Raw genomic sequence first — 25,877 nt, 5'->3', positions numbered from 1 at the left:
ATGCGTCAAGCGTATTAGATGCAGTCGGCCCGAGCTGCGATTTTGGCCAACTCGAAGAACGTTGGGGGAATATAGCCTGCGGGATTGACCTGATAAGCGCGCGCTCGCGTTGCATGTGATCGAAGGAAAGCCCTCCGAGCTGGAAATCTATAAGGAAAACGGAAAGCCGATTCTCATCGATCCTTACGAAATCGAGCTGTCCCGACTTCATTTCTACTGAACTGCACGCTCGCTAGACCGCTGGCTCTATTCTTACCTCCGCAAACGGCCGACCCCGGTCTTCCAACGCGCTTAAACTATGCCGAGTTTTCAATCCTGATTACCGGAAATCTCGGGCCTTGGGGAATGGGCTCGGCATCGTGTCCGGCTCGGGATAAGTACTCGATTTGCATATCGACACCCTCAAGGTGAAGGCCAGGAATTTTTACTGATCGGACCTAATGGCAACGGCGATCGTTTGAGTTCAATCGCATCAGGTTCAGGGATCTTTTGGTCTGCAGCCTTCTCGCTGTCCTAGTGGCAGAGTGAAACACTTGACGCATATTTTTGCATTGTGTATCAAATGACGCACGCGGCGCGCTTCGCAGGGTGCGTTTGCCGGGGTTCCGCCGAAAGGAACCTACTGCTGCATAGCCCGCCTAAATAGGACAATGAGTGAAAGGCTGAGGACTCAATGAAAAAAAATCTTATCACGTGCGTGCGCGCCAAGGGCAACGCCTTCGAGATTGGCTGTGCGCTCGGAAAAGCCAATGCCACAAGCTTCCTTGAATATCGGCTTGGCACCGAGCAATTTCGCGCCTTGGATGCTCGCTGGCGCGGATCGGAGTATTTGAAGAATTTGGAAGCCGCAGCCCGCGCGGCCTATCCCCGCTACGTGCGCGAAATCGAGGGGATCGCAGAAGGTGCCGGCAAGGATTTTGAGACCATCTTCCTGTTGAATTGCCAGGCCGACCTGCAAATTTCAGAAGCGGCCGCCACACAAAACTCTGTTGCCGGAATGGGCTGCACGACTGTCCTGATTCCAGCTGAAGGCAACGGCCCGGCAGTTATCGCCCATAATGAGGACGGCGAACCCGACTATCTTGGTGCCAATTTCTGGATAGAAATTGAGCCCGATGATGGGCTCGCGTGGAGCAGCTTTATGACGCCCGGCATGCTCCCAGGTGGGACTTTTGGCCTGAACGAGTCCGGCCTGGTCCAGACGATCAACGAGATCACGCCGAACGACCAAAAACCGGGCGTGCCCCGGCAGGTTCTCTGCCGCGCCATCCTTGATGCAAAAAGCTTGGAGGATGCGGTCGGTATTTTGAAGCGAAACGACCGCTCTTGCGGATTCCATCACACTCTCGGCGATGCGAAGACCCGCAAGGTACTCTCTGTCGAAGCGCCGGCCTCCGGCTGCGTCGCGGTAGAGGTTACTGAGCCACGCGCTCATGCCAACCATCTTCTCTCCGGCGAGTTCAGTGGATTGAAGCAGACCATCGGTGCTTCCTCCCGCGACCGACAAGAAGCGGCAGATCGGATGATCGCCGAAGGCGCGTTGGCGGGTGGAGCAGAAGCTGTGCTGTTCGATGAGACCACTCCGATTTTTAAAGAATGGAAAGACTCCCGGACGCTCGCGACGAGCATTTTCGAGCTTTTCCCAAACCGCATCGAGTGGCGCATACATGCGGCTCGTGACGAGCGAAACGCACTAAGCGGAACCATGCGCGTCGTCTAATGCAGCTCTTTGATCGCCGAGCGTAGCGCTGGCTTCGTCCTGCGATCGGCGGCCCATGGGTGCGTAGACCCGGGCGAGAAAAGTCTGGGCATCTCTTGCCGGCTTGCGACAGCCGGCACCTCGGCATCGATGGGGTTGGCCCCGCTCCACCGTCCAGTCGCTGACACTCACCGCGTATGGATTCCGCCATATAGGCCGTGATGTTCATGCCCAGACCGATCCAGCCCGCGGTGAAGGCCGAAAGGTTTATGCCGATCTGCGGGCCGCCAAAGTAAAGCAGGAAGAGCTGCACGAGAGAGGGCGTGCCGCGAAAGACGCTGACATAGCCCGTACCGATGGACCGTGGGATCTGGCTGCGCGACAGCCGCATTGCGGTCAGCACCGCAGCAAGGACAGAACGAAAGCCAGAAATGATATGACAACCGTCACTCCGGCGGCGTCAAGGAAATAGGGAAAAAAACCCTGGATCAGCGCGATGTCCAATGCCCCCTCCCGTGGAAGGCCGGGCCATCAGGCCCGGCAAATGGCGATCAGCGGATGTCGCGACCGATCCATTTCGTAGCAATGGTCTCGTAAGTGCCGTCGGCCATCATGCCATCAAGCGCTTTCTGCATCGCTGCCTTAAGTTCCGGATTACCCTTGCGGATTGCGATACCAATGCTGACGCTGGCGCCTTCGATGTTCGGAATGTCGAGCACGCGGATTGGGTCGCCGGATTGCTTGATCACGGCAAGCAGCGCGATGTAGTCAACCAAACCGCATCGATACGGCCGGCGTTCAAGCCCATCACCAGTTCGGGAAGCCCCTTGCAGGTTCGGATCGTCCAGCCACCGGTTTTGCGGGTCCACTTTTCATGGGTCTCGCCGAGGGTTACGCCGATGGCCGCCCTTGAGATCATCCAGTCCTTTCGACGTCGAGTCTTTCAGCACGAAGATGCCGCGACCATCACTATAATAAGGTCCAACGAAATCAACGACCTTCTGACGTTCCGCGGTGATGGTCATGGAACCGACGATGGAATCATACCTGTTTGCGACGAGACCCGGAATGATGCCGTCCCACGCCGTGGTCAGAACTTCGCGTTTCACGCCAAGACGGTTGGCGATTTCATTGGCAATATCGACGTCGAAACCGACGAGCCGGTTCTGCCCGTCAGTCATGCTGAAGGGCGGATGCTGGCCCGACATGGCGGCGCTGAACTTGCCCGGCTCCTTGATCGAAGCCAGTTCATCGGCAGTCGCCGGCAAGGCCACGCTGAACGCCAGGCCGAGGACAACCGTGGAGCGCATTGCGACCCGTGAGATGCATTGAAACATGGATGACTCCCCCGCTTATGATTGATATGCATCGGTGCTTTCCGAATTTCGATACTCTCCTCCTGTAAGTCATTCGTCAAATAGTTTGAATAGCGAGTATAGATCTACAGAATGCAACGCCGATGGGCTTGTGCCTGCGAGCCAACCTATGAGGCACAGCATTGATGCCAGGCTGCATTGTCACGCCATGCGATCGCTGATCGGAACCCCATCATCATCAGACCATCGGCTGCGAGCCTCCATCCCCAGACGGAAGCGGCCCTCGGCTGCGCCCGCTCTCGCATCGGCTAGAGCGTATCCGGATTTAGTTGAATCGGAAGGGATTCCGTTTTTGGCTGTTTTGTGATTCAAGATGCTGCTGGAGTGGAGGCCAGCATCGGATGACTCGACCTCTTTCAAATGATCTTCGCAAGCGTGTTGTTGATGCAATCGAAGCCGGCGAGAGCTGCCGGTCGGTGGCGGTGCGGTTCGGTATTGCCGTGTCTTCAGCGGTGAAGTGGTCTCAGCGCTACCGTTCGAGCGGATCTGTCGCGCCTGGGAAGATGGGCGGCCACCGCAAGCGGGTTCTTGAGCCGTACCGAGCGTTTATCGCCGAGCGGATCAACCAGACGCCGCATGTGTCACTGAACAGGTTGAAGGAAGAACTGGCCGCACGAGGGGTGAAGGTATCCCACGACACCGTATGGCAGTTTCTGCGGCGCGAGGGACTACGGTTCAAAAAAACACTGTTCGCCCTTGAGCAGGCGCGCGCTGACGTCGCACGACGGCGACAGCGCTGGCGATCCTGGCAGGCTGGCCTCGATCCAAGCCGGCTGGTCTTCATCGATGAAACCTGGATCAAGACCAACATGGCGCCGCTTCGAGGCTGGGGGCCGAAGGGCAAACGGCTGCGCAGCTTCGCCCCGCACGGACATTGGCGCACCCTGACTTTCCTCGGCGCGTTGCGCTGCGATCGGCTCACCGCGCCTTGTGTCTTCGATGGACCGATCAACGGTGAGTGCTTTCGCGCTTATGTCGAACAGCAACTCGTACCAGTGCTCAAACCCGGCGATATCGTCGTGATGGATAATCTCGGCTCCCACAAGTCGGTCGCCATCCGTCAGATGATCCGCAACGCTGGTGCTCGGCTCTGGTACCTGCCGCCATACTCCCCCGACCTTAATCCGATCGAACAGGCTTTCGCCAAAATCAAGCACTGGATGCGCCTGGCTCAGAAGCGAACCATCGATGACACCTGGCGCCACATCGGACACCTCGTCACAACCATCGAGCCCAGCGAATGCAGCAACTACTTCGCCAATGCCGGATATGCTTCCGTGAAAACCTGAAACGCTCTAGTCAGCAGAAGGCCCTTGATTAAATCCCTAAAATAGACTTTTGTGATCTCAGAACTATCCATAGTGAGATCTGATCTGTGATGCCCCAGCCCCCTGCCCAACAGAAATCTTCCCTCGACGCCGCTCTCCTCGAAGCGCGGGAACGCTATAACGCGAAGCGCCCCAAGAGTGCGGCGCTGCATCGCGAGGCGATAAACGTCCTCCCCGGCGGCAACACCCGGTCCGTGCTCGCCTATGCGCCTTTTCCGACTGCCATGGCGCGCGGCGAGGGCTGCCGGCTTTGGGACATTGACGGCAACGCCTATCTCGACCTGTGCGGCGAATACACTGCCGGTTTGTTCGGCCATACCGACAGCCGCATCCATGCCGCCCTCCACGACGCGATGGCGAAAGGACTGAGCCTGGCGGCGGTGGGAGAGGCTGAGCAGCGCCTTGCCAAGATCCTCTGCAACCGCTTTCCGTCCATCGACATGATCCGCTTCACCAACAGTGGCACCGAGGCCAACCTTATTGCGCTTAGCGCCGCGCAGGTGGTGACGGAGCGCAAGCGCATCATTGCCTTCCGCGGCGGCTATCACGGCAGCCTTCTGTATTACCCCGTGACCGGCTCGAGCCTGATCACAGCCCCGTTCCCGGTGACGCTATGCGACTACAACGACACCGATGGCACAGTGGCCGCCATCCGGGCCATCGGCGACGACCTTGCTGCCGTAATTGTCGAGCCGATGATGGGCAGCGGGGGCTGCATCGCCGCGGAGCCTGCCTTTCTGGCGGCAGTCGCCGAGGCCACACGCGCTGCCGGTGCGATACTGATCTTCGACGAGGTGATGACCTCGCGCATGTCGGGAGGCGGCCTGCAGGAACGTCTCGGTATCCTGCCCGACATGACCACGCTTGGAAAATATATCGGCGGCGGCATGAGCTTCGGCGCCTTTGGCGGGCGCCACGACCTCATGGAGATCTTCGTCTCTAAGGTGCTTCATGCTGGCACCTTCAACAACAACGTGATGTCCATGGCGGCAGGCGTCACCGCCATGGAAGAGGTGTTTACCGCCGCAGCAGCTGCCGGTCTATTCGCGCTCGGGGAGGGCCTGCGCGAACGACACAACTCAATTTCCAACACGGCCGGCGCGCCGCTGCAGTTCTGTGGCCTTGGCTCGCTCGCCACGGCCCATTTCCGTCGGGGCCGCATTGACCGCCCCTATGCGGTCACCCCCAGGGAGGAGGCGCTGAAAGAGCTGTTCTTCTTCGACATGCTCGACGCCGGCATCTACATCGCCCGCCGCGGCATGACTGCGCTCAGCTTGCCGACGACGGAACGCGACCTTGCGCATTTCACCGCTGCCGTCGGGGATTTCCTCGACGCAAGGGCGGCATTGCTACGATAGGCCGGCACCAAAGGCAGATCGCTACAAGATGGACAGGAGCGACATAACTTCGTCAGCCATGGCCACGGGCGCGCTGGAGGAAGAAGCTTATCGGCTGATCCGCAACTCGCTGATCAATGGCGATTTCACACCGGACAGCAAGCTTTCCATTCGGGGCGTCTGCGCAACATTATCGCTGAGCCCCATGCCGGTTCGCGCAGCCTTACGCCGCCTGGTCAGCGAGCGAGCGCTGGATGCCAAGCCATCGGGAACGGCCGTGGTTCCGCGCATGACCCGGCGCGAGTTTTCCGAACTGACGGCGATGCGCCTGCAATTGGAGCCGCTGGCGCTGACGCTTGCCGCGCCCCATCTGAAGCCCGCACAGTTCGAGCGGCTTGACGCCTTCGTGGCGCAGCATGAAGCCGCCCGGCTCGCCAGCGATCCGACAGGAGTGCGGCAAGCCGATACCGGCTTCCTGTTCGAGCTCTACCGCTCCTCCGGTTCGACCTTGCTGCTCAGCTTCATCGAGAGCCTGTGGCTTCGCCGCAGCCCAATGTTCTGGGAGGCGCGCTGGGCGCTGCTGGGAAGCTCGCTCGGCCGGGCGCCGCACAGGCACAAGGAAATCATGGGCGCCCTGCGCCAGGACCAGCCCGATCTAGCGCGCGACTTCCTCATCGAGGAGATCCGCAATGCGGGCGAATTCTTGCTTGAGGCGATGAGGTTCCGCGAGGCGACGGACTGAGTCGTTACCGATCGGGGCAGCGCGACAACCCAGATGGTCGCCCTACAGATAGGTGCGCTCCTCCAACGAGGTCTTCGCGACCATCTCATGAATCGTCCGTACGAAGGCGGTCTCGGCTGGGTTCATGCTTCGGCGCGGGTTCACCACGAAATGGACCTCGACCGCCGGCAGATGGTCCTTCGGCGGCACCTGCCACAGGAGCCCGGCGTCGACGTCGCGACTGGCGATATGCACTGGCAGCGCTCCAATGCCCGTTCCCGTGATGATCATTCGCCGCACCTCGGGCAGATTGGCAGACAGGCCGTGGGGCTCGGGGTGCAGATTGACGCGCTCACGCAACTGGCGCACCAGATAGAGCGGCCCGTTCTCGAGTTCGGTTTGGAACGACACCGAGCGTTCGCCGGACACATCCTCGATCCCGATGTCCGATCGGCCGAACAGCCTGTGCGGCGGACCGCAGAACAGGCCGAAGAACTCCCGGAACAGGATGCGGCTGTCCAGCATGGGATCATCCTCGCACATTAGGCACAAGCCTACCGACGCCTGGTTCTGCCGCACCCGGCTTAGGACCTCGGCGCTGTCGGTGATCGAGATCGAATAGGTCACCTCGGGATAGGCTGTGTTGAAGCGGGCCATTGCCTCATCGAAATGCGGGCAGACCACATGGCTGGTCATCGCGATGGCCACATGGCCGGTGACAACGGTCTCCGCCGCCGCCATTAGACCCGGCAGTCGTGAGATCGAGCCCAAAAGCATGCAACTTTCGCGAAAAAGCGTCTCACCCGCCGGGGTCAGCGCGAAATGCCCGGGTCGGCGATCAAGCAGCCGCTTCTCTGTGGTCTCTTCCAGGCGTTTCAGCGCACTGCTGATAGTAGGCTGGCTGAGGTTCATAAATTCCGCCGCCCGCGTAATGCCGCCCTGTTCGACGACCACCGTGAAAGTGCGCAGCAGGTTCCAGTCAAGCCTCCAGAGAAAACGCTCTTCGTATGGCCGCACTATTAATCCAATCAATCATCAGGATTATGATGATCTCTTTGCGCTATGAGCGGTGATGAGTCAAGTTGGCCAACAACCTGATTCCAAATGCAAAGTGCTAGTCGAGTTTGAAGTCATCGTCGCATGCAGACGACCATTCGATAGCCGAGAAATCGCTAAGATTGCGCTGGCAACGTCCATTGCAGTGGGACGGACCGTTAAAAGTTTTGAATCGATGTTCCCAAACCTCCCGCCACGCTTGAGGCATAAGATGACAAAGGGAGTTGATCGAATGTCTCTTACCGTTTTCGCCGCCGCTATCGAAGAGGCCGGGGGAAAGTCACGGACCAGGCCTTCGACAACCTGATGGGGATCATCACTCAAGCGCTTAAACGCGAGATGCCAGTGGACGGCGTGATACTGCTAGACGGTGCGATGGTCACCGAGAGCCACGACGACGCCGAGGGCGAGATCCTCCCGGCAAGTACGGGCAATCGTCGGGTGCGAACTGCCCGTTGCCGTCACCCCGGACCTGCACGCAAACGCAACGGAAAACATGGCGTGCCTGGCCGACATCATCACCACCTACCGGACGACGCCGCATACCGAGACGTACGAGACCGCCGAGCGTGCCGCCCGCCTGCTGCAGCGAGCGATGCCGGGTGAGATCAAGCCAAGCGTCACGCTGGCGAATCGTCCAGTCATGAGGGGTGTTCCTCTTGGTCAGGGGGCGAGAATGGAGTAATCGACCAATCTATTAGACCGACCGCGTCCTGAAGTATGGCCTTGGTCTGTGCAAAGCTTGATGAAGCGGCGATCACATGTCCAATGCGGTCTCGGTAGTCACCTTTCCTGACGATCTGCGTCTTAGGTTCGACATAAAGTTTGACCTCTACAACACCCGACACGGTAGCAGCCCGACTGTCGCCACCGATCCAATTGAGAGTGCCATCGCGATCAGGCAATAGGAACCGCACGCCTGCAGTTTGGAGATACCGTCTGCGCAACTCCCAGTCCACGCCCGTGGCAAGTTTAATGTGCTCGGTTACGAGATCGACACCATAAGCCAGCTGAACCCGCCGAGGATAGGTTCCACCCGCGATACGCGGATTGACTTCTATTACGACTGGGCCACGCGTCGTCCACCGCAATTCAATGTTAGTTGGGCCCCACCCCAGACCCAGAAGCTCCCAAACAGCTCAGCGCCACGTGGGAGATGCGCTTGTGCTCGTCATTAGTCAGCGAGGCCGGAAAGATGCTCTCGCGAAAGACAAAATGCGGTGGATGATCGAAGTCGGCGGCGCTAATCCCAATGACCTCATTTCCCATGGTTTCAGCTTCATAGAACGGGCCTTGTGCGAATTCTTCGACGAGTATCTTCGGTGAAGACAGCCAGAGGTGTTTCCCGCCTAGCAGATGGTTCGTGTGCTCAGTCAATTCAGCGACGTTGCGGCACAGTCGGACACCGACGCCGCCGGTACCGCCGAGCGCTGGCTTGACTACCACTGGCAGGCCGATGTCCGCGGCAGAGCTTTCAACCTCCGCCGCGTTAGTGGCCAAACGATAAAAGGGTATCGGAACGCCGGCGTCTTCAAGCAGGCGACGCTGAGTGAATTTGTCGCAGCATCGTTCGACGGACGCGGGATTCGGTCCCGGTAAATCTAAATGCTGGCAGAGCTTTCCCACCATCGCATAGACCTTATCCTCGGCGCTTGTAACGCCAGCAATCTCGTAGGTCCCACGTAGCCGAGAGCATTCGTGGATAAGCGCAGAAAGATTGTTCGTATCAACCTGGATTGCGTCAAGGCCTCCCGCTGCGAGATGGTGGTACTGAGCTGGATCGGCCAACAGAGTAATTGGATGAAGGCCAAAACTCTGGGCAGCTTGGACATATTGCTGACCAACACCGTGTGCGCCTTCAAGCAGGATGAGCGCTCTTCTTGCCATTGACTACTGACCTCCGTATCGTTATGTGCGGCGGTCCGGACGTTAACGGCATCAAGCTTGCTAGCCGCGCCCGACCCCGACCTGCAGTGAACGTACCATTCTCACCGAGTTGCGGTCGTAAAGATCTTGTAAATTTTTATTTGACGAATCTGGTGCAATATTTTGATTGGCGGTCGGTAGCATGGAGCATCCTCAAAAAGGTGCACCCTCGGAAGAGATGCTGGCGGTTTTGATGCTGATCAGTCGGCCGTTAAAATCGCGTATAGAACATGATCATCGCGAAGGGAAACCGGTCTTATCCGCTTTCGGACATTGAGAACGGCGGCCCATCAACTTGGTTTGTGCGGTTTGCAAGGGACAGAGCCGACCGTCACACCTGTGGCGACAACTGTCGCGCGCTTAATAATCGTGCTCGATTGCGGACGATTGACATTCTCAGCCCCTTCTCGCTGTTGTGCTTGAACGCTTGAACAACCCAACCCTACCGGAAAAAAGCCGATGACCACCGCTATCGAGCTACACAACTCCCTGGGACACCATCCATACGATTGGAGCTTAGGTCGATGATAATTTGGCACGCGATGATTGAGGATGCGGTAGTTAGACCCAGCATAAAGCCGCTCGGACACAAAACCGATCAACAGCAGGACACTGGGAGAGAGTCTCCTCCACCTGCAAGCAGGGAATTTATGTGATTGGGTGCCGTTTATCGGCAGGGGTCGAGAACGGTACAATAGACCAAGTAATTAGGCCTGTGGCACGCTCGAGTATCGTCTCGGTATGAGTGTGGTGGGATGAGGTAGCGATGACATGTCCGATCGCGTCTCGGTCGTCGCTCTTTCTGACAATTGGCGTCTTGGGTTTAATGTACAATTCGACCTCGGCCACTCCCTTTTCAGCCGCCGCCCTTCGATCACCGTCGACCCACTCGAGAATGCCGTCCCTGTCCGGCACTAGGAACCGTGCGCCGGCGACCTGTGACCGCGTTATGCGCAAAACCGATTCCTCGCCTACCACAAGCTTGATGTGTTCGGCCACGAGATCTACGCCATACGCCAGCTGCACTAGCCGAGGAGTCGCCAAGCCCGGAACGCGGGGATTGATTTCAATGGCGACCGGTCCGCGTTTTGTCCACCGGAATTCAATGTTCGCGGGCCCCCACCCAAGACCCAGAGCTTCCAAACAGCTCATTGCCACATCCGAGATTCGCTCATGCTCGGCGTCAGCCAGCAGGGCCGGAAAGATGTATTCACGAGCAATGAAATAGGGTGGATCGCCGAAATCAGCGGTGCCAATTGCGATAACCTCATTTCCCATAGTGTCGACGGTATAATACGGGCCTTGCGCAAATTCTTCCACCAGCATCTTCGGCGAAGACCGCCAGACGTGTTTCCCGCCTAGCAGCTGGTCCGTGTGCTCAGTCAATTCAGCCAAGTTGCGGCACAATCGAACACCCGTGCTGCCACTGCCAACAACTGGCTTAAGAATTACCGGCAGCCCGATTTCTTTAGCAGCACTTTCAATGCCAGTCGCGTCTGTTGCCAGACGGTAAGCAGGTACTGGAACCCCGGCTTGTGCGAGGACCTCCCGTTGGGCGAATTTGTCATAGCACCGTTCGATTGAAGCCGGATTCGGACCGGGCAAATCGAAGTGGCGGCAAAGCTTGCTTATTATCAAATATTCCGATTCATCGCGACCGGCAAAGCCCGTAATGCCGGCAAGGTCATACGGAGCACTTAGTCGGGAGCACTGGCGGATCATAGCGTCTAGACTATCCGTGTCGGCACGGATTGCCTCACCCCTTTCCAACTCAAGATAGCCGTACTGAGTTGGATCAGCCGCTAATGTAATTGGATAAAGTCCAAGGCGCTCAGCCGCCTTCATATACAGAGGACCATTACCTCTACTACCTTCAATTAGGATGAGCGCTCTTTTTGCCATTGGTGTTAAACTCCGACCGATGCAAGGGCAAGTAACAGGTAGCGTCTTTCTCTCAATGGATACTCGCGGCGAGCGTATCATTGTCGGTGGAATTGCGTTGCAAAGATTGTGTAAAATTTTGAAATCGGCCTCTACGGCGCTCGTTATGCGAGCGAAATTCGCAAGATCGGATGCCGACCGGATCAGGCCGTCACAGAGCTGTGGTCCTGCCATCGCTGAGCCGCAGCTAAGTGAAATGCGGCGTGAGCGACTGTCCCACCAGAATGCTAGTCCTGCGCGTGTACTAAGACTGATGGGTGCGAGCCTGTCGCGCAGGCAGCTCTCACCGCAGAGAGCGTTCGTCCGTCAACTTATATAGCTTAAGTAAGGCCGGCATAGCGGAAAGGTGATGGCCTCTGGTATGCTGCTTGTTACCGCGAGCGCGTTGATTGCATTATAGAAAACCACCTCTTTCGGCATATCCTTGTCCGCCCTCGCTAGCGCATCTAATACGCTCCGTTTTTGTGTGGAAATCGATATTGAAGGAAATTGAGGTGGATAAGCTGCGGACATGGTGGAGTGCTGCCGGCGGCATATACAGGATGTCGCCAGCATTCACCGTAACTGCAGCGGGTGCAGCTCGTTTATACTGAGGGAAGCGTTTGTAGTCCGGTTGCTCTGGGTCGACATCAAACCACCGCCAGCCGCGGCGTCCACAGTAGGCGGCTTGGCTAGGCGGCAGAATGGTGAACTTGTTTTGCACCTTAACCGATGTTGTGCCCCCACATTGCCCGCTGTCGCCTGATCTGTGATCGAGTTTCCATGGACGAGCGACAAGGAGTTTCTCCATGGATACTACACTGGAGGTTCTTACGAAGCGTACGGAGCCGACGGGAGTTTCATCGGCAATGGCCGGACGAAGTCAAGGCGCGGATCGTGTCGGAGAATTTGCGTCCGGGAGTGACGGTGAACGAAGTGGCGGAACGCCACGGGTTGAAGGCCAATCACCTGTCGTCCTGGCGAACACTGGCGCGGCAGGGCAAGCTGGTCTTGCCTGAGCCGGAAGACGCAGTCGAATTCGCGGCCATCGTTGTCGAGACTCCCGCGCCGGAGCCGCCGGCGGCCAAGCAGACCTCCCGCGCCGAGATTGTCGTCGGTTCTGTCACAATCCGTCTTGAGGAAGGGGCGTCTGCTGCCCGGATCGCCGCCATCGACCGTAGATCTGGAAAATAGTTTATGGCTAGGTAGCGTGTCAAAATGAAGGGGGTAACGACTCCCTTCGGCCCCACAAAGAACTGCGAATAGCGCCACCAGTGTTGACGATCATGCCGCAATTTTCGTATTATTGGAACGCTCTCGCTCAATGTGGCCGATCACCTTGTTGTCGCTGTGAAACGGCGAGAAGATGTCGAAGCACTCGGTGGTTGGTGGCGATGTGACGGCATTGCTGGATCGTTTTGCTCAGCTCCAGGAGAAGGTGCGATCTCGTACTGGATTCGACAGCAGTATCTTTTCCGAAACAAGTCCAAAAAAACTGGCACACGTATCCGGAGGGGCACCTTAACAAAGGGCAGAGGGCGCTAGTCGTACAGCCTCAAGAGTGGCGGTTAGTTCCGCTGCGACAAAATCTCTCGAATGCCTCACCATGAAGCCTGTAGCTCGTCTCATCGTTCGCCGGTTCGAATCCATGCCGAAGATAGAAGCGAGCCCCCGCCTGGTTGCCATGATCGACTGTCAGGCGGAGATAGTGGTAACCGTCATTGCTAGCGGATCGGGCTACGTGGCGCAGCAGCTTTTCACCAATCCGGGCGCTGCGAAATTCCTCGTGGACGAAGAGGTCCTGGATGTACAGGCCCGGCTTGCCCATCCAAGAAGAAAACATCGGGAAGTAAAGGCAGATGGCGGCGATCTTGCCGTCGACCTCGGCCAGCATCACGGTAAATTCGCGCCGAGGACCGAATCCGGCGGCTTCAATATTTTCCCTGGTGCTTTTCAAGCGCCCGGGAGTGCCGAGAGACTCAGCCAGCAACCGAAGCGCCAGCAGGATCTCTTCGCAATCCTCGCGCTTGGCCAACCGGAATGATAATCCAGACGTCATCATGATCCTTTCTGCTCCGCTCGCCAGGCGACCTCGAGAGAGGTCGATATTGCTCAGGAAGCGACCTCAAGCAGCGCTGCCGCCCCCATGCCCCAACCCACGCACATGCTCACCACGGCGAAGCGCGCGCCACGCCGGCGTCCCTCCAGCAGCGCGTGGCCGACAAGGCGCGATCCACTCATCCCGTAGGGATGACCGATGGAGATGGCGCCGCCATTGACATTCAACTTATCCGAGTCAAGTCCGAGTAGGTCGCGGCAATAGACCAGTTGCGCGGCGAAGGCTTCGTTGATCTCGAAGAGGTCGATGTCGTCGAGCGAAAGGCCGTGGCGATCGAGCAAGGACGGAATGGCCAGCGCGGGTCCGATCCCCATTTCCTCAGGAGCGCAGCCGACGGTTAGCATGCCGCGGAATACACCGAGCGGGGTGAGGTTTCGTGAGGCCGCCTCCGAGGCCGACATCAGGACGCAAGCCGAGGCGCCGTCGGAAAGCTGGGAGGAATTACCGGCAGTGACGGTCGAATCCTCGCCCATCACGGGCGCGAGCGCCGCCAAGCCTTGCAGGGTGGTGCCGGGACGATTGCATTCGTCGCGCCCCAATGTGACTGACGCAATACTTTCCTCGCCCGTTTCCCGGTTCTTTGGAGGCTGCTCGGCCAAAACCGGAACGATCTCGTCGGCGAAGCGCCCCGCTTCCTGCGCGGCGGCAGTGCGCTCCTGGCTGATCAGCGCATATTCATCCTGCGCCGCGCGGGTGACGCGATATTTGCGCGCGACCAGATCCGCCGTGGCCAGCATGGGCATATAGTATCCCCCGCGGATCGCCGGCACACGATAGTGGGTGCCGTTCCAATCGTCGTTCTGCACCAGCGAGATGCTGTCCATGCCGCCGGCCAGAGCAATATCGCAGTCGCCGGAGCGGATCTGGTTGGCTGCCGTTGCAATTGCCGATAGACCAGACGCGCATTGCCGGTCGATGGTAACGGCTGGCACGCCGTCGGGAAGGCCAGCGGCGAAGACGGTATGGCGGGCGACATTGATGCCGCTGGTGCCCTGAGTCAGGGCGCAGCCCAGCGTGAAATCCTGCACTTCTCCGCCCTCTAGCCCGGCACGAGCCAAGGCGGCGCGCACGGCATAGGCCGCCAGAAGCGGCCCTTGCGTGGCATTGAAGGCGCCGCGATAGGCCTTGCCGATCGGGGTTCGGGCGGTGGAAACAATGACGGCGTCGCGCATGGGTTATACTTCCTCCAGGCCGCACCAGTCGGCGATGAACAGGGCGGTCGATTGTGTCACGCGCCGGACTGAGTCTAGGTCGACGCGCTCGTTGAACCCGTGGATCGCCTCGGCGCGCGGGCCATAGACGAGCGCTGGGGTGTCGGCGTAGAGGCCGAAGAAACGGGCGTCCGTGGTGGCGGTGATCGCCTCGTGTTCAAGGGGCTTGCCAACGACAAGGCTGTGGGCGCGGTCGAGCGCGGCCAGCGCCGCGCGCGCCGCTGCACTTTTGTCATCCTTGAAGGAATAGCCCTCTGCGGCGAAGCCATTATAGACAACTTCGGGACCGTTCTCGGCGAGGAAGGGGTGGTTGCGGGCCGCATCGAAGATGGTCTCTTCGATCATGTGGCGCACTTCGTCGAGTCTCTGGCCAGGGAATACCCCCATGCGCACATCGAAGACGCACCAGGCGGGGACAGAACTTGCCCAGTCGCCGCCCTCGATCTTGCCGATGTTGAGGTTGAGCGCATGGCTGTGGCCGACATAGTCGTGATGGCGGCATTCCGGCGCATTCATCCGCCGCTCCAGCCGGTGCAGCGCCTCGAATAGGGGGATGGCCGCCTCGATGGCGTTGGCGCCCGAACCGGCATAGGCGACATGCGTCGGCAAGCCTTTCAGGCGCACCTGAAACCAGATCACCCCGACCTGCGAGGACACGAGCTTTTCGGCAAACGGTTCGGGAATCAGTGCTGCATCGGCGCGGTAGCCGCGGTGCAAGCAGGCTAGCGCGCCATTGCCGGTGCACTCCTCCTCCACGACAGACTGAAAGAACACGTCGGCGGCGGGACGCAGGCCGAGATGCTTCAACGCATCGATGGCAAAGAGGTTCGAGGTCAACCCGGCCTTCATGTCACCCGCGCCGCGGCCGTACATCCAGTCGCCGTCGATGTGCGGGTCGAAGGGTGCGCGATCCCACATGTCCAGCGGGCCTGTCGGCACCACGTCGATATGGCCGTTAAGGATCAGGCTGCGTCCGCTGCTGGTCCGGCTGCGTAGGCTGCCCACCACGTTCACGGCGTTCTCATAATTGCCGATCACCGGCGAGAAGCCGGGCATGTTCGCGATCTCCTTCACATCGATTTGCCAGCGGTCGACCTCAAAACCGAGTCCAGACAACTCCCTCTCCACGAAATCCTGTGCCGATTGCTCGGCCCCTCGTGTCGACGGCTGGCGCACCAGTTCGGTCAGAAATTCCAGTTCGCGATCGAAGAGTGCATCGACCGCATGAAGGATGGCAGTCCTGTCCATCTAGAACCTCGGCAAATCCTGATCGGGGATACGGAATGGGGCGCCGGTGGCCGCGCGAAGCTCGGTGAGGCCGACGCCTTCGGCGATTTCGCGCAGATGTAGGCCTTCGGCGGTGACGTCGAAGACCGCCATATCGGTATAGATCCGGCTCACACGGCCTTTGGCGGTTAAGGGCAGGGTACATTGTACGAGGATCTTCGGGTTGCCCTTGCGATCCGTGTGCATCATGATAACGCCCACCCGCCGCGCCTTTTGCGCCAGTTCGATCGCGCCGCCAATGCCCGGCGAGAATTTGCCAGGGATCTTCCAGTTCGCCAGATCGCCGTTCGCCGCGACCTCGAAGGCCCCCAACAGGGTCAGATCGAGGCGGCCGGAGCGCACGATCGCGAAGCTGACCGCGCTGTCGAAGAATGCCGTGCCGGGTATGGTGGAGACATAGGCGCCGCCAGCGTCGATCAGGTTGCGGTCGGCCATGTCGGGCGATAGAACAGGTCCGACGCCGGCGATCCCGTTTTCCGAATGCAGGCAGACCGGGATGCCGGAGACCACATATTGCAGCACCTCAGTCGGCAGCCCGATGCCCAGATTGACAGTCATGCCGGGCAGGATATCGGCAGCTGTGCGCTTCAGCATCTTCTCTTTAGCGTTGGACGACACCGTAGACCTCCGGCAATTCAGTCAGTTCAACCACCGTATCGACAAAAGCTCCGGACAAGTGGATACTCTCGGGTAGGAGCGCGCCAAGGGTCACGATCCTCTCAGCCTCAACAATGGTTTGGCGCGCGGCCATGGCCATTAGGGGATTGAAGTTGCGCGCCGAGGCCGAGAAGGAAAGATTGCCGAAAGCATCGGCCTTGTGGGCATGGATCAACGCGAAATCGGCACGCAGTGCGGTCTCGAGAAGACCCGTCCTGCCCTCTATGACAATGCTCTGCTTTCCCTCCTCGACGGGAGTGCCAAGGCCGATATCAGTTACAAAGCCCATCATTCCAGCTCCGGCCACGCGGATGCGCTCGGCCAGAATGCCTTGCGGGACGAATTCCACCTCGATGGCGCCTTCGTTCATCATGCGTATGGCGGTCGGGTTGAGACCGATATGACTGGTTACCAGCTTGGCCACCTGGCCATTTTCTAGCAACCAATCGACGCCCATTCCTGCTTCATTGGCGTCGTTCTTGATGATTATCAGATTGCGGGGGCCCTGCCTAACCAGCTCACGGATCAGGCAGAAGGGCGTTCCGGGCACGCCGAAGCCGCCGAGCATGACCGAGGCGCCGTCCCCAATGGCCGAGATGGCCTCTTCAATCGCGCCGCGCTTGTCAGGCAGTGTCATGCAAGTCATCCCACTTCTTGCCGACTCGCGCATATGCGGCGGGCCAGCGTTCGCGAATAGTTCGAACAGATCGTCTTGCGCCAAAACGTTGGTTTCGCGCTGTCGGCTTTGGAAAACAATGTCCCGGACGGCGGAATGCCGTTCCCGGTGCGGACCTCCCTGCCCAGACAGCACCCATCAAGGTCGCTTTGCGTTTGGAATCTACTTTGTTCGCGAATTTGACCACTCCCGCTACATAACGCAAACAGATAAATATAATCATGATCATTGATTGAATTTATGGCTCTCCCTTACGAGAAAAGTGTCTTCTCTGGGAGCTGGACTGGAACCGCCTGCGCAGGGGCCGTCTATTCCAACATGGGCGCAAGCGAGTCGATCAGAGTATTGCCCATAGGAGGTGGAGGCCGTCCACATAAGGATCGGTAGTGCTTGAATTGAATTATGTTAATCCGAAGGCGGATACGCGTGCCCGCCGCCCTTGAAGTCGCAGACCCTATAGCAACCTGCCTCCTCTTGCTGAATGGCATCCGGTCCGATCACCGCCTTCCCATGCCCACCCGGAATGTCGAGGATGTAGGTCGGCTGGCAAAGCCCCGAGATTCGACCGCGCAGGCCTGCCACGAGGGCGCGGCCTTCCTCAATGGAGAGGCGGAAATGCCTCGTGCCGCGGGCGAGGTCCGGGTGGTGAAGATAATAAGGTTTTACCCTCGTTTCCACGAAAGCGCGCATGAGCGCCGCCAACGTGTCGGGATCGTCGTTGACGCCCTTGAGCAGAACCGATTGGCTGATCATAACGACGCCCGAATCGACGAGACGAGCGCAGGCCTCGCGAGCCGAAGGCGCCAACTCGCGCGGATGATTGGCATGGAGGGCTACATAGGCCGTCTTGCCGCTCGCCTCTATGGCGGTAATCAAAGCCTCGTTGATCCGTTCCGGCTCGACCACGGGAACGCGGGTGTGAAAGCGGACGATCTTCACGTGATCGATGGCATCCAGCCGCTGCATGATTTCCCCGAGGCGGCGGGGTGAGAGCATGAGCGGTTCCCCACCGGTGAGGATCACCTCCCAGATTTCCGGGCGATTGGCGATATAGGCAAACGCCTCGTCCATGGCCTCGGGCGAGAGGGTGCCGAGCCCCTGCGGACCGACCATTTGGCGGCGGAAGCAGAAGCGGCAATAGACCGGGCAGACATGCACGGCCTTGAGCAGGACCCGGTCGGGATAACGATGCACGATCCCTTCGACAGGACTGTGCGTGAGATCGCCAATGGGATCCTCGCGCTCCTCGGGCGCCACATTTAGCTCGGCCGCATCCGGCACGAACTGGCGCGCGATCGGATCCTTCGGATCGTTCCGGTCGATCAGCGCGGCGATGGCGGGGCTGATCCCGACGGCATGGCGCTCGGCCACGGCGTCGATACTACTAGCAAGGTCTTCAGCCGTAACGAAGCCAGATTCGACCAGCTCTGCAGGTGTGCGGATGGGACGAGCGCTTGTCGGCTTAGGTTGATTGTGCTGCCCTGACATGTTGCTTTACTCCCTCGTTTCAGCGATCGCGCTATACTCACGCCATGAATGCCAGACGGCAATTCCTGACCGCGACAAGGGGAGCTTCAAAAGTCATGCCAACTGCGCAGAAAGAGCCTCAGATGATATGTTGGGCAGTGTATTCAATAGCTCCCATGAGACTGCGGCAGGACGCCAGGTCACATAGCATCGTGCCACACACTCGACAAACCCGACAATTGTTGGATCCCAAGCATTCTCCGAGAAATGGCGAACAGGTTCTTTCGCGGGAAAGTGGGGCTCACGCACCATCCAAGCGCGCCCCGCGTTGTCTGATGTCCAACGATGTTGGACAAGCGACATAGCAGCATGAGAGGTATCGTATTGTGTTTTAATGGTATTCTCTTTTGGAACGGTAGATGCATGGTTATCCTAAAGCGCGTCGCAGACCGACGAGGACATCTCATGAACACGCTCATCCAAAATGATGTCACTGCCATGAGGATCGCGCTTTCCCGACCTGCGGAGCAGATGGGAAGGCTTGGCAATCTAATGGCAGGCTGACCAAAAATCGGAAGTCAGACACGTCTGAGAACTGGCTCGATTTACCGTCATGTCGCCGCATCGGACACCACGAAAGGCCAACACAAATGGCAACAAGAGCCCTCATCCTGTTTGAAAGCAATACACCGGGCGATGGTCTGCTCTACGTCCAAGCGGCCTGGCGTCTCGGTTTTCATCCAAGGGCCCTGTCGGCTGATCCAGCTCAGTACACTACATTGCGAGGGACGCCACCGAGGCGATCGGTGTTGATACGCATTGTTGCACCGATGAGCGATTTAGCGGCCGGAGTGGCATGGCATAGGGAACCGCGTCCTCCTGATCTCGGATTTCCGCTATGCCCTTCAAAACTAATGCCGCTCGCCGTCACTGCATTCCGAAGCAGCAATACCGGGTGCGGAATTGGGCGGAGTATGAATCTGCCTTGCAGCAGCGCGGAAGCCTCGCCGTCTGGTTTTCTGACGAGGCGATTGCCGGCTGCCGGGCCGAACCCCGCAGGACACAAGCCGCTGACTGATCATCCCGCCACGATCAACGGCGGTGCCGAGCGATACGGCGGAGACCGCGCCGACTCAGCGCGACCGGTATCTCCAAAACTAAGCGCAGCATGGAGGTAGGGGCTGGCAGAAGCGGTCTCACCAGCCAATCCATGCAACCCGGTCGTGACGAGCCAGACGGTGCGACTGAGTTCCAGCAAGACAAAATCCGGAGCCGAAATCGAGCGAGCATAGAGCATATGGGCAAGAGCGAAGCGAGCACCGAAACCACGGCCGCGGGCGCGCTGGAGGCAGCGGCCTATCGGCTGATCCGCAACTCGCTGATCAATGGCGATTTCACACCGGACAGCAAGCTTTCCATTCGGGGAGTCTGCGCGACATTATCGCTGAGCCCCATGCCGGGGCGTGCAGCCCTACGCCGCCTAGTCAACGAGCGAGCGCTGGATGCCAAGCCATCGGGAACGGCCGTGGTTCCGCGCATGACCCGGCGCGAGTTTTCCGAACTGACGGCGGTGCGCCTGCAATTGGAGCCGCTGGCGCTGACGCTTGCCGCGCCCCATCTGAAGCCCGCACAGTTCGAGCGGCTTGACGCCTTCGTGGCGCAGCATGAAGCCGCCCGGCTCGCCAGCGATCCGACAGGAGTGCGGCAAGCCGATACCGGCTTCCTGTTCGAGCTCTACCGCTCCTCCGGTTCGACCTTGCTGCTCAGCTTCATCGAGAGCCTGTGGCTTCGCCGCAGCCCAATGTTCTGGGAGGCGCGCTGGGCGCTGCTGGGAAGCTCGCTCGGCCGGGCGCCGCACAGGCACAAGGAAATCATGGGCGCCCTGCGCCAGGACCAGCCCGATCTAGCGCGCGACTTCCTCATCGAGGAGATCCGCAATGCGAGCGAATTCTTGCTTGAGGCGATGAGGTTCCGCGAGGCGACGGACTGAGTCGTTACCGATCGGGGCAGCGCGACAACCCAGATGGTCGCCCTACAGATAGGTGCGCTCCTCCAACGAGGTCTTCGCGACCATCTCATGAATCGTCCGTACGAAGGCGGTCTCGGCTGGGTTCATGCTTCGGCGCGGGTTCACCACGAAATGGACCTCGACGTGCCTGCATTGCACGGATCACGACGACGGTCAGCCGTCGAGCCCGTCATCGGCCACATCAAGAACGAGCATCGGATGGATCGCAATTATCTCGCCGGACAACAAGGAGATGCCATCAATGCCGTTCTGGCTGCCGTTGGCTACAACTTCTCGCTCCTGCTTAACTGGTTCAGAGACTGTTTGTGCCTGCTCGCCGCATTGCTCCTGGCGGCTCTGCCGCGATCCCCGCACGTTTCCGCGTCACACGCTTCCTGAAGATCTCAACGTAAAAACTGTGGCGACGGACAATCCTGCCCGCCACAATGAAAACAGCGTTCTTCACGGTCGGCTAAATAGGTTTCTGGCTCTCGGTCAGAACTTCTGCTTTGCCCGCTTCGGCATAAAATGGGTTCCGATATTGACGAGTGCTTCGGCGACTTCAGCAGCATCGTGGCGGGTCGCTTTCCGTTTTGCCTCGCCGAGCTTGCGGATGGGCGCGATGATATCCCCAGTGACGGCATGACCTCGAAGGACGGGCTGCCAAAGCTTGGGCGCGTAACTTGTTTCCTCGCAGAAAGCAGAGATCCAATCGAATGGATCAAAGGTCTGATCATCGATCCTGGTGAACTTGGGCCGGGGGTCTTTCGGTGTTTCAGAAAGGCTCGCAGAGATGCGGTTATATTCCGCAACGATCGTCTGCACGGCCCGATGTTCAGTTGTTTCCATCGGCAGATTCAGGGCATCCGGACTGGTCAATTCCGGGATCCATTGGCGTGGGTCGATAAATCTCGGTCCGATGATGAGAGCAGTGAGATAGCCATCGAGACCGCTCATTGACCAGATTGGCGATGCCGGACGACGTGCCCTGATAAACGCCTCGAACGCCACATCATCAAGCTTCGGTCGTGCGGTCGTCGTCCCCTGGCTGTTGTGCGTCATGCCGCCCGTCGCTCCTGCTCTGTCATCGCCTCGCGCTCAGCCTTCCAGTTCCATATGTTGACGGCCCCCACTTGCAAGTGTTTTTTAACAGAAATTTTTGATCGGATCGCTTGCTTCCATCTGTGCGGCCTTTCTGTGTGGTCGCACATGACCACTTGCCAAGATGGTTTCCGCAACGCGTGCTCCTAACACGGTAACTGCCTTGAATGGCCAGTGGAACTGACGGAGTTTCACGCGTCTTGGATCGATCGATCGCACCATCTGCTTTTCTCTTGCAAGTTCACTGCATCAGCTCAACACGGTAGCATTATCATGCTCACCGTGATGGCCAATCTCCTATACTGCCTGTGTTTGCCCCTCCGTCCGCCGATAATTTTCGCCACTCACCATGAGCTTCCAGGCGATACGGGCGATCTTGTTGGCGTGCCACCGCAACCAGCTTCGATTTCTTCCTTTGCAGGAGTTCGGTGAGCCATCGGGAAGCATGTCTGCTTCGACCTGTTCTGACGTGCTGAAGAAGGGCAGTCGCGCCAACCACTAAAACGCTCCTCAGCATCGCCGGCACGTGTGATCACACCAAGCCTTACCTTGCCTGCGTCGAATGGTCTTTGGATGTAAGCCCTATCCAGGCGGCAAATTAGCAAAATGGCCGAGACAGAAGCCGCAGATTCAGCGCCCGCCTTCTCGATATGCTGGTCACAGACGACTCGTCACTCTCTGCTGGTGAAACCAATCACGTGCGCGAAAAACGGACGGTAGAATAGCGCGACAAACGATTGACCCGGGTTCGAAACGGAAAATCTTAAACAGGCTACAAGCTTTATAATAAGCAAGCGAAATGTCAGTGGGACTCGGACTGCCGGGTGCAGTCCCGCTCAACACAGGCTTCCTGCGCCAAGGGCCCTCAATAACGGCGGAATTCGTAGCATGGTTGCGGATATCCTGCTACGTCACTGGGGTTCCAAGAAGCTCGAGGCGTCCCGCAGAATGCAGATCAAAGACGTCTCCGTGCGCGGGCCAAGCACCCTCTATCAGCTGCGGAATATCGCATTCCGTTCGATCTGGAGTTCGACGCAAGTCGCAAATCTAGGATGGCTTGTGCAAACTGTCACAATCAGTTGGCTCATGGCGATGATCTCCACTTCGGATCTGATGGTCGCACTTGTGCAGGCTTCGACCACGCTTCCAGCATTCATACTCTCTATCATCGCTGGAGCTATCGCCGATACGTATAGCCGCCGATCGGTCATGATCATCGGGCTGTCATTAATCGCGCTCGCGTCTATCGCACTGGCAGTTGCTGCCGCCTTTGGATTCGTCAGTCCCTGGCTCATTCTCGGGCTGGGATTTATGGCAGGCTGCGGATTTGCGCTGAATGACCCCGCTTGGCATGCCTCGGTGGGTGATAACTCGACAAACGAGATATTCCGGCTGCGGTGACACTCATGTCGGTTGGATACAACGTGACGCGCAGCCTCGGACCGGCTGTGGGCGGAGCCGTTCTCGCGTTCCTTGGCCCTTTGGCGGCCTTTCTTTTTGCCGCGTGCAGCAACCTCGCACCGCTCGGCGCCGTGTTGCGCAACAAGTGGCACGTTCGCTCGTCTCCTCTGCCAGCAGAGCGGATTTCAACAGCAATCCACGACGGCATGCGGTTCACGGCACTTTCCTCCGACATCCGAGCGGCGATTATCCGTGCAACCTCTTCGGTCTTGCCGCCATTGCCATTCTTGCACTTCTGCCGCTCGTCGCACGCGATCGTTTGGCCGGCGGACCTATCATCTACGGCATACTATTTGCCGGTTTTGGAACAGGCGCCTGCATCGCCGGTCTAAACAACCGGCTCTTAAGGAAATTGCTTCCTCCGGAATGGTTGATGGCGATCGCTTCGATCGCTTCCGCGGTGTGTTGCATCTCGCTTGCCTTCACCTCCTATGTACCTATGGCGACACTTGCGCTTGCCATCGGCGGCGCCGGATGGGTCATCACCTGGACCGGGTTCGACGTCTGGGTACAATTGGGCAGTCCGCGCTGGGTCGTCGGCCGTACGCTCTCAATCTACTATGCATTCCTGTCGGGTGGCATGGCAGCGGGGAGCTGGATCTGGGGGACCGTCGCCCAGACCTATTCGCTGGCTTCTTCTCTCGAATTAGCCGCGGCCGCCCTATTCCTCTTTGCGGCTTCAGGGTTCGTCTTGCCGGTGCATCTGGAGGCGGAGGGTGATCAGCAGGGCTCGGTGTATCCGGCGCCCGCTGTGGCGCTTGATCTAAAGCCCCGAAACGGTCCGATTGCAGCGAGGACGGAATATTCCATAGATGAAACCGACCTTGACATCTTCCTCGATCACATGCGCACTCGCAGATACGCCCTAGCTCGCGCAGGTGCGCGCGACTGGACGCTCCAGAGAAATCTTCGAAAGCCCTCCCGGTGGACGGAAACGTTCCGCACGCCGACCTGGATGGATTTCCTGCGTCTGCATCATCGCCTCTCTCCATCGGATCAGCAAGTCGTCCAGCTTCTCGCCGATTTCCATATGAGTGACAAGCCTCCGGAAACTGATCTTGTAATTGAGCGTACAACAGACGCGCGACGGACCCGGAGCCAACCGGCCGCGCGCGTTTCGCGTCCGTGAGGTGATTTTGCGATGAGGCCATCTATCGAGCAGCAGCAACGGTCATAGTGTCGCCGGCCAGAAACGAAGCCTCACGATCATTAGGGGTAGTGTGCGGAAGGTTCTGCAAATTTCGCTGAGAAGGGCGGCCATGGCAGGCTGGTGATGTTCAACGTCACCTGATTCCCTGGAAGGAACGCCACCATGACCAAGATTGAAGATAAGACTGCCGTTGGCGCCGTCAAAGATATTTTGCTTTCAAACCCCGATGGGCTGCACGAGGTGATCCGTGCTGTCATGCAGGAGGTACTTGAAGCCGAGATGGACGAGGCTTTGGGAGCTGCGAAAGGCGAACGCACGCCCGAGCGGCTCGGCTACCGCTCCGGCCACTACGGTCGCACGCTGATGACGCGGGTCGGCAAGTTAGAGCTCCGGGTGCCGCAGGATCGCTCCGGGCACTTCTCCACCGAACTGTTCGAGCGCTACCAGCGCTCGGAGCGGGCGCTGGTGGCGACGCTGGCGGAGATGTATGTGCAGGGAGTGTCGACGCGCAAGGTCAAGGCGATCACCGAGGAACTGTGCGGTCATTCCTTCTCGGCGTCATCGATCTCAGCAATCAACAAGCGCCTGGACGAAAGCCTGAAGGCCTTTGCCTGCCGCCCGCTTCAAGAGCCCTTTCCCTATCTCATTCTCGACGCTCGCTATGAGAAGGTCAGAGAGGCCGGCGTCGTCAGGAGCCAGGCGGTGCTGATCGCCGTCGGCATCGATTGGGATGGCCGGCGGCAGATCCTCTCCGTCGAGATGGCCGGCCGCGAGAGCCGGTCGGCCTGGAAGGACTTCCTGCTGGGGCTGAAAGCCCGCGGCCTCAAGGGTATCGAATTCGTCGTCTCTGACGATCATGCCGGCCTCGTCGCGGCGATCGGCGAAGTCATTCCGGAAGCCGCCTGGCAGCGCTGCTACGTGCACTTCCTGCGCAATGCGCTCGACCACCTGCCGCGCAAGCACGGCGACGATTGCCTGCAGGAACTGCGATGGATCTACGACCGGCGTGACATCGACGAGGCGAAGGCCGATCTTGCCGCCTGGCTGGGCAAATGGTCGGGCAAATATCCGCGCCTCACCGGCTGGGTCGAGGAGGCCATCGAGCAGACGCTCACCTTCTTCCGCCTGCCGCGCACTCACCACAAGCATCTCAAGAGCACCAACATGCTCGAGCGCCTCAACGAGGAGATCAGGCGCAGAACCTATGTCGTGCGCATCTTTCCCAACACCGACAGCTGCTTGCGCCTAGTCCGGGCGCTTGCCGTCGAAACCCACGAAAACTGGATGGAGGCCAACCGCTACATCAATATGGACGACCTCAGAGAGCACAAGAAACTCGCTCTCCGCAATGCCGCATGACCAGTCTCATGACTGCCC

General features: G+C 59.0%; 18 protein-coding genes and 9 pseudogenes. 13 read left to right on the top strand and 14 right to left on the bottom strand.

Annotation, left to right across the window (positions count from 1 at the left end):
• Positions 1-673 precede the first annotated feature (673 nt).
• On the top strand, positions 674-1,720 hold the full coding sequence (locus MF410_RS33385) for a C45 family peptidase (protein ID WP_096772056.1): 1,047 nt from the start codon (positions 674-676) through the stop codon (positions 1,718-1,720).
• Positions 1,721-1,889: 169 nt separating this feature from the next.
• Here the strand turns inward: MF410_RS33385 and MF410_RS33380 are convergent.
• Together MF410_RS33380 and MF410_RS33375 are read right to left on the bottom strand one after the other, a co-directional pair.
• Positions 1,890-2,203 (bottom strand): annotated as a pseudogene (locus MF410_RS33380) (ABC transporter permease subunit); the annotation flags it as partial.
• Between the two features lie 47 nt (positions 2,204-2,250).
• Positions 2,251-2,907: pseudogene (locus tag MF410_RS33375) on the bottom strand (transporter substrate-binding domain-containing protein).
• A 464-nt stretch (positions 2,908-3,371) separates the two neighbouring features.
• Here MF410_RS33375 and MF410_RS33370 point away from each other — a divergent pair.
• From MF410_RS33370 to MF410_RS33360, 3 genes are all read left to right on the top strand, one after another.
• Positions 3,372-4,364 (top strand): IS630 family transposase, encoded by a 993-nt coding sequence (locus MF410_RS33370; RefSeq protein WP_275593011.1) that lies wholly within the window; start codon positions 3,372-3,374, stop codon positions 4,362-4,364.
• 89 nt (positions 4,365-4,453) lie between these two features.
• A complete protein-coding gene (locus MF410_RS33365; protein ID WP_096772375.1) occupies positions 4,454-5,761 on the top strand; it encodes an aminotransferase class III-fold pyridoxal phosphate-dependent enzyme in 1,308 nt (435 codons plus the stop codon).
• 28 nt (positions 5,762-5,789) lie between these two features.
• Complete coding sequence (locus MF410_RS33360; RefSeq protein WP_239621064.1) at positions 5,790-6,482, top strand: GntR family transcriptional regulator; 693 nt, start codon at positions 5,790-5,792, stop codon at positions 6,480-6,482.
• Positions 6,483-6,524: 42 nt separating this feature from the next.
• On the opposite strand, the gene MF410_RS33355 is transcribed toward MF410_RS33360, so the two are convergent.
• Positions 6,525-7,478, bottom strand: coding sequence for a LysR family transcriptional regulator (locus MF410_RS33355; RefSeq protein ID WP_239621063.1), 954 nt, complete (start codon positions 7,476-7,478; stop codon positions 6,525-6,527).
• 345 nt (positions 7,479-7,823) lie between these two features.
• Here MF410_RS33355 and MF410_RS36720 point away from each other — a divergent pair.
• Both MF410_RS36720 and MF410_RS33350 read left to right on the top strand, forming a co-directional pair.
• Positions 7,824-7,874: pseudogene (locus MF410_RS36720) on the top strand (hypothetical protein); the annotation flags it as partial.
• 13 nt (positions 7,875-7,887) lie between these two features.
• Positions 7,888-8,202, top strand: coding sequence for a M81 family metallopeptidase (locus MF410_RS33350; RefSeq protein ID WP_275593049.1), 315 nt, complete (start codon positions 7,888-7,890; stop codon positions 8,200-8,202).
• Here MF410_RS33350 and MF410_RS33345 read toward each other — a convergent pair.
• The 3 genes and pseudogenes from MF410_RS33345 to MF410_RS33335 form a co-directional block, all read right to left on the bottom strand.
• Positions 8,159-9,404: pseudogene (locus MF410_RS33345) on the bottom strand (acetyl-CoA carboxylase biotin carboxylase subunit family protein). The gene MF410_RS33350 and the pseudogene MF410_RS33345 overlap by 44 nt on opposite strands.
• 687 nt (positions 9,405-10,091) lie before the next feature.
• Positions 10,092-11,345, bottom strand: a complete 1,254-nt coding sequence (locus MF410_RS33340) for an acetyl-CoA carboxylase biotin carboxylase subunit family protein (protein ID WP_096772284.1) — start codon at positions 11,343-11,345, stop codon at positions 10,092-10,094.
• Between the two features lie 433 nt (positions 11,346-11,778).
• Entirely contained in the window at positions 11,779-12,174 is a 396-nt protein-coding gene (locus MF410_RS33335; protein ID WP_239621062.1) for a cupin-like domain-containing protein, read from the bottom strand.
• Between the two features lie 86 nt (positions 12,175-12,260).
• On the opposite strand from MF410_RS33335, the gene MF410_RS33330 reads away from it, so the two are divergent.
• Both MF410_RS33330 and MF410_RS33325 read left to right on the top strand, forming a co-directional pair.
• A complete protein-coding gene (locus tag MF410_RS33330) occupies positions 12,261-12,557 on the top strand; it encodes a transposase (RefSeq protein ID WP_239621060.1) in 297 nt (98 codons plus the stop codon).
• Positions 12,558-12,657: 100 nt separating this feature from the next.
• A pseudogene (locus MF410_RS33325) lies at positions 12,658-12,819 on the top strand (IS110 family transposase); the annotation flags it as partial.
• Positions 12,820-12,918: 99 nt separating this feature from the next.
• Here MF410_RS33325 and MF410_RS33320 read toward each other — a convergent pair.
• From MF410_RS33320 to MF410_RS33295, 6 genes are all read right to left on the bottom strand, one after another.
• On the bottom strand, positions 12,919-13,422 hold the full coding sequence (locus MF410_RS33320) for a GNAT family N-acetyltransferase (protein WP_096772290.1): 504 nt from the start codon (positions 13,420-13,422) through the stop codon (positions 12,919-12,921).
• Between the two features lie 53 nt (positions 13,423-13,475).
• Entirely contained in the window at positions 13,476-14,654 is a 1,179-nt protein-coding gene (locus MF410_RS33315) for a thiolase family protein (protein WP_096772285.1), read from the bottom strand.
• 3 nt (positions 14,655-14,657) lie between these two features.
• Positions 14,658-15,941, bottom strand: a complete 1,284-nt coding sequence (locus MF410_RS33310) for an ArgE/DapE family deacylase (RefSeq protein ID WP_096772286.1) — start codon at positions 15,939-15,941, stop codon at positions 14,658-14,660.
• The gene (locus tag MF410_RS33305; protein ID WP_096772287.1) at positions 15,942-16,574 is read right to left on the bottom strand and encodes a 3-oxoacid CoA-transferase subunit B; all 633 of its coding nucleotides are present in this window, start codon (positions 16,572-16,574) and stop codon (positions 15,942-15,944) included. It abuts the gene before it with no gap.
• A 7-nt stretch (positions 16,575-16,581) separates the two neighbouring features.
• A complete protein-coding gene (locus MF410_RS33300) occupies positions 16,582-17,283 on the bottom strand; it encodes a CoA transferase subunit A (protein WP_096772291.1) in 702 nt (233 codons plus the stop codon).
• 435 nt (positions 17,284-17,718) lie between these two features.
• Positions 17,719-18,801 (bottom strand): lysine-2,3-aminomutase-like protein, encoded by a 1,083-nt coding sequence (locus MF410_RS33295; RefSeq protein ID WP_096772288.1) that lies wholly within the window; start codon positions 18,799-18,801, stop codon positions 17,719-17,721.
• An 877-nt stretch (positions 18,802-19,678) separates the two neighbouring features.
• Here MF410_RS33295 and MF410_RS33290 point away from each other — a divergent pair.
• The 3 genes and pseudogenes from MF410_RS33290 to MF410_RS33280 all read left to right on the top strand — a co-directional run.
• Positions 19,679-19,816: pseudogene (locus MF410_RS33290) on the top strand (IS5/IS1182 family transposase); the annotation flags it as partial.
• Positions 19,817-20,077: 261 nt separating this feature from the next.
• Positions 20,078-20,770 carry a GntR family transcriptional regulator gene (locus tag MF410_RS33285; protein WP_239621056.1) on the top strand — a complete coding sequence of 231 codons (693 nt, stop codon included), beginning with the start codon at positions 20,078-20,080 and terminating at the stop codon, positions 20,768-20,770.
• A gap of 183 nt (positions 20,771-20,953) precedes the next feature.
• A pseudogene (locus MF410_RS33280) lies at positions 20,954-21,187 on the top strand (IS5/IS1182 family transposase); the annotation flags it as partial.
• A 96-nt stretch (positions 21,188-21,283) separates the two neighbouring features.
• Here MF410_RS33280 and MF410_RS33275 read toward each other — a convergent pair.
• The gene (locus MF410_RS33275) at positions 21,284-21,850 is read right to left on the bottom strand and encodes a UPF0149 family protein (protein ID WP_096772352.1); all 567 of its coding nucleotides are present in this window, start codon (positions 21,848-21,850) and stop codon (positions 21,284-21,286) included.
• 336 nt (positions 21,851-22,186) lie between these two features.
• Positions 22,187-22,487: pseudogene (locus MF410_RS33270) on the bottom strand (transposase); the annotation flags it as partial.
• Positions 22,488-22,837: 350 nt separating this feature from the next.
• Here MF410_RS33270 and MF410_RS33265 point away from each other — a divergent pair.
• Positions 22,838-24,479, top strand: a pseudogene (locus MF410_RS33265) (MFS transporter).
• A 183-nt stretch (positions 24,480-24,662) separates the two neighbouring features.
• Entirely contained in the window at positions 24,663-25,859 is a 1,197-nt protein-coding gene (locus MF410_RS33260) for an IS256 family transposase (protein ID WP_097622234.1), read from the top strand.
• Positions 25,860-25,877 lie beyond the last annotated feature (18 nt).

It is taken from the genome of Rhizobium sp. C104 (assembly GCF_022354505.1).
GTDB classification, from domain to species: domain Bacteria; phylum Pseudomonadota; class Alphaproteobacteria; order Rhizobiales; family Rhizobiaceae; genus Rhizobium; species Rhizobium redzepovicii.
This window is presented reverse-complemented; position numbering and strand designations above follow the sequence as displayed.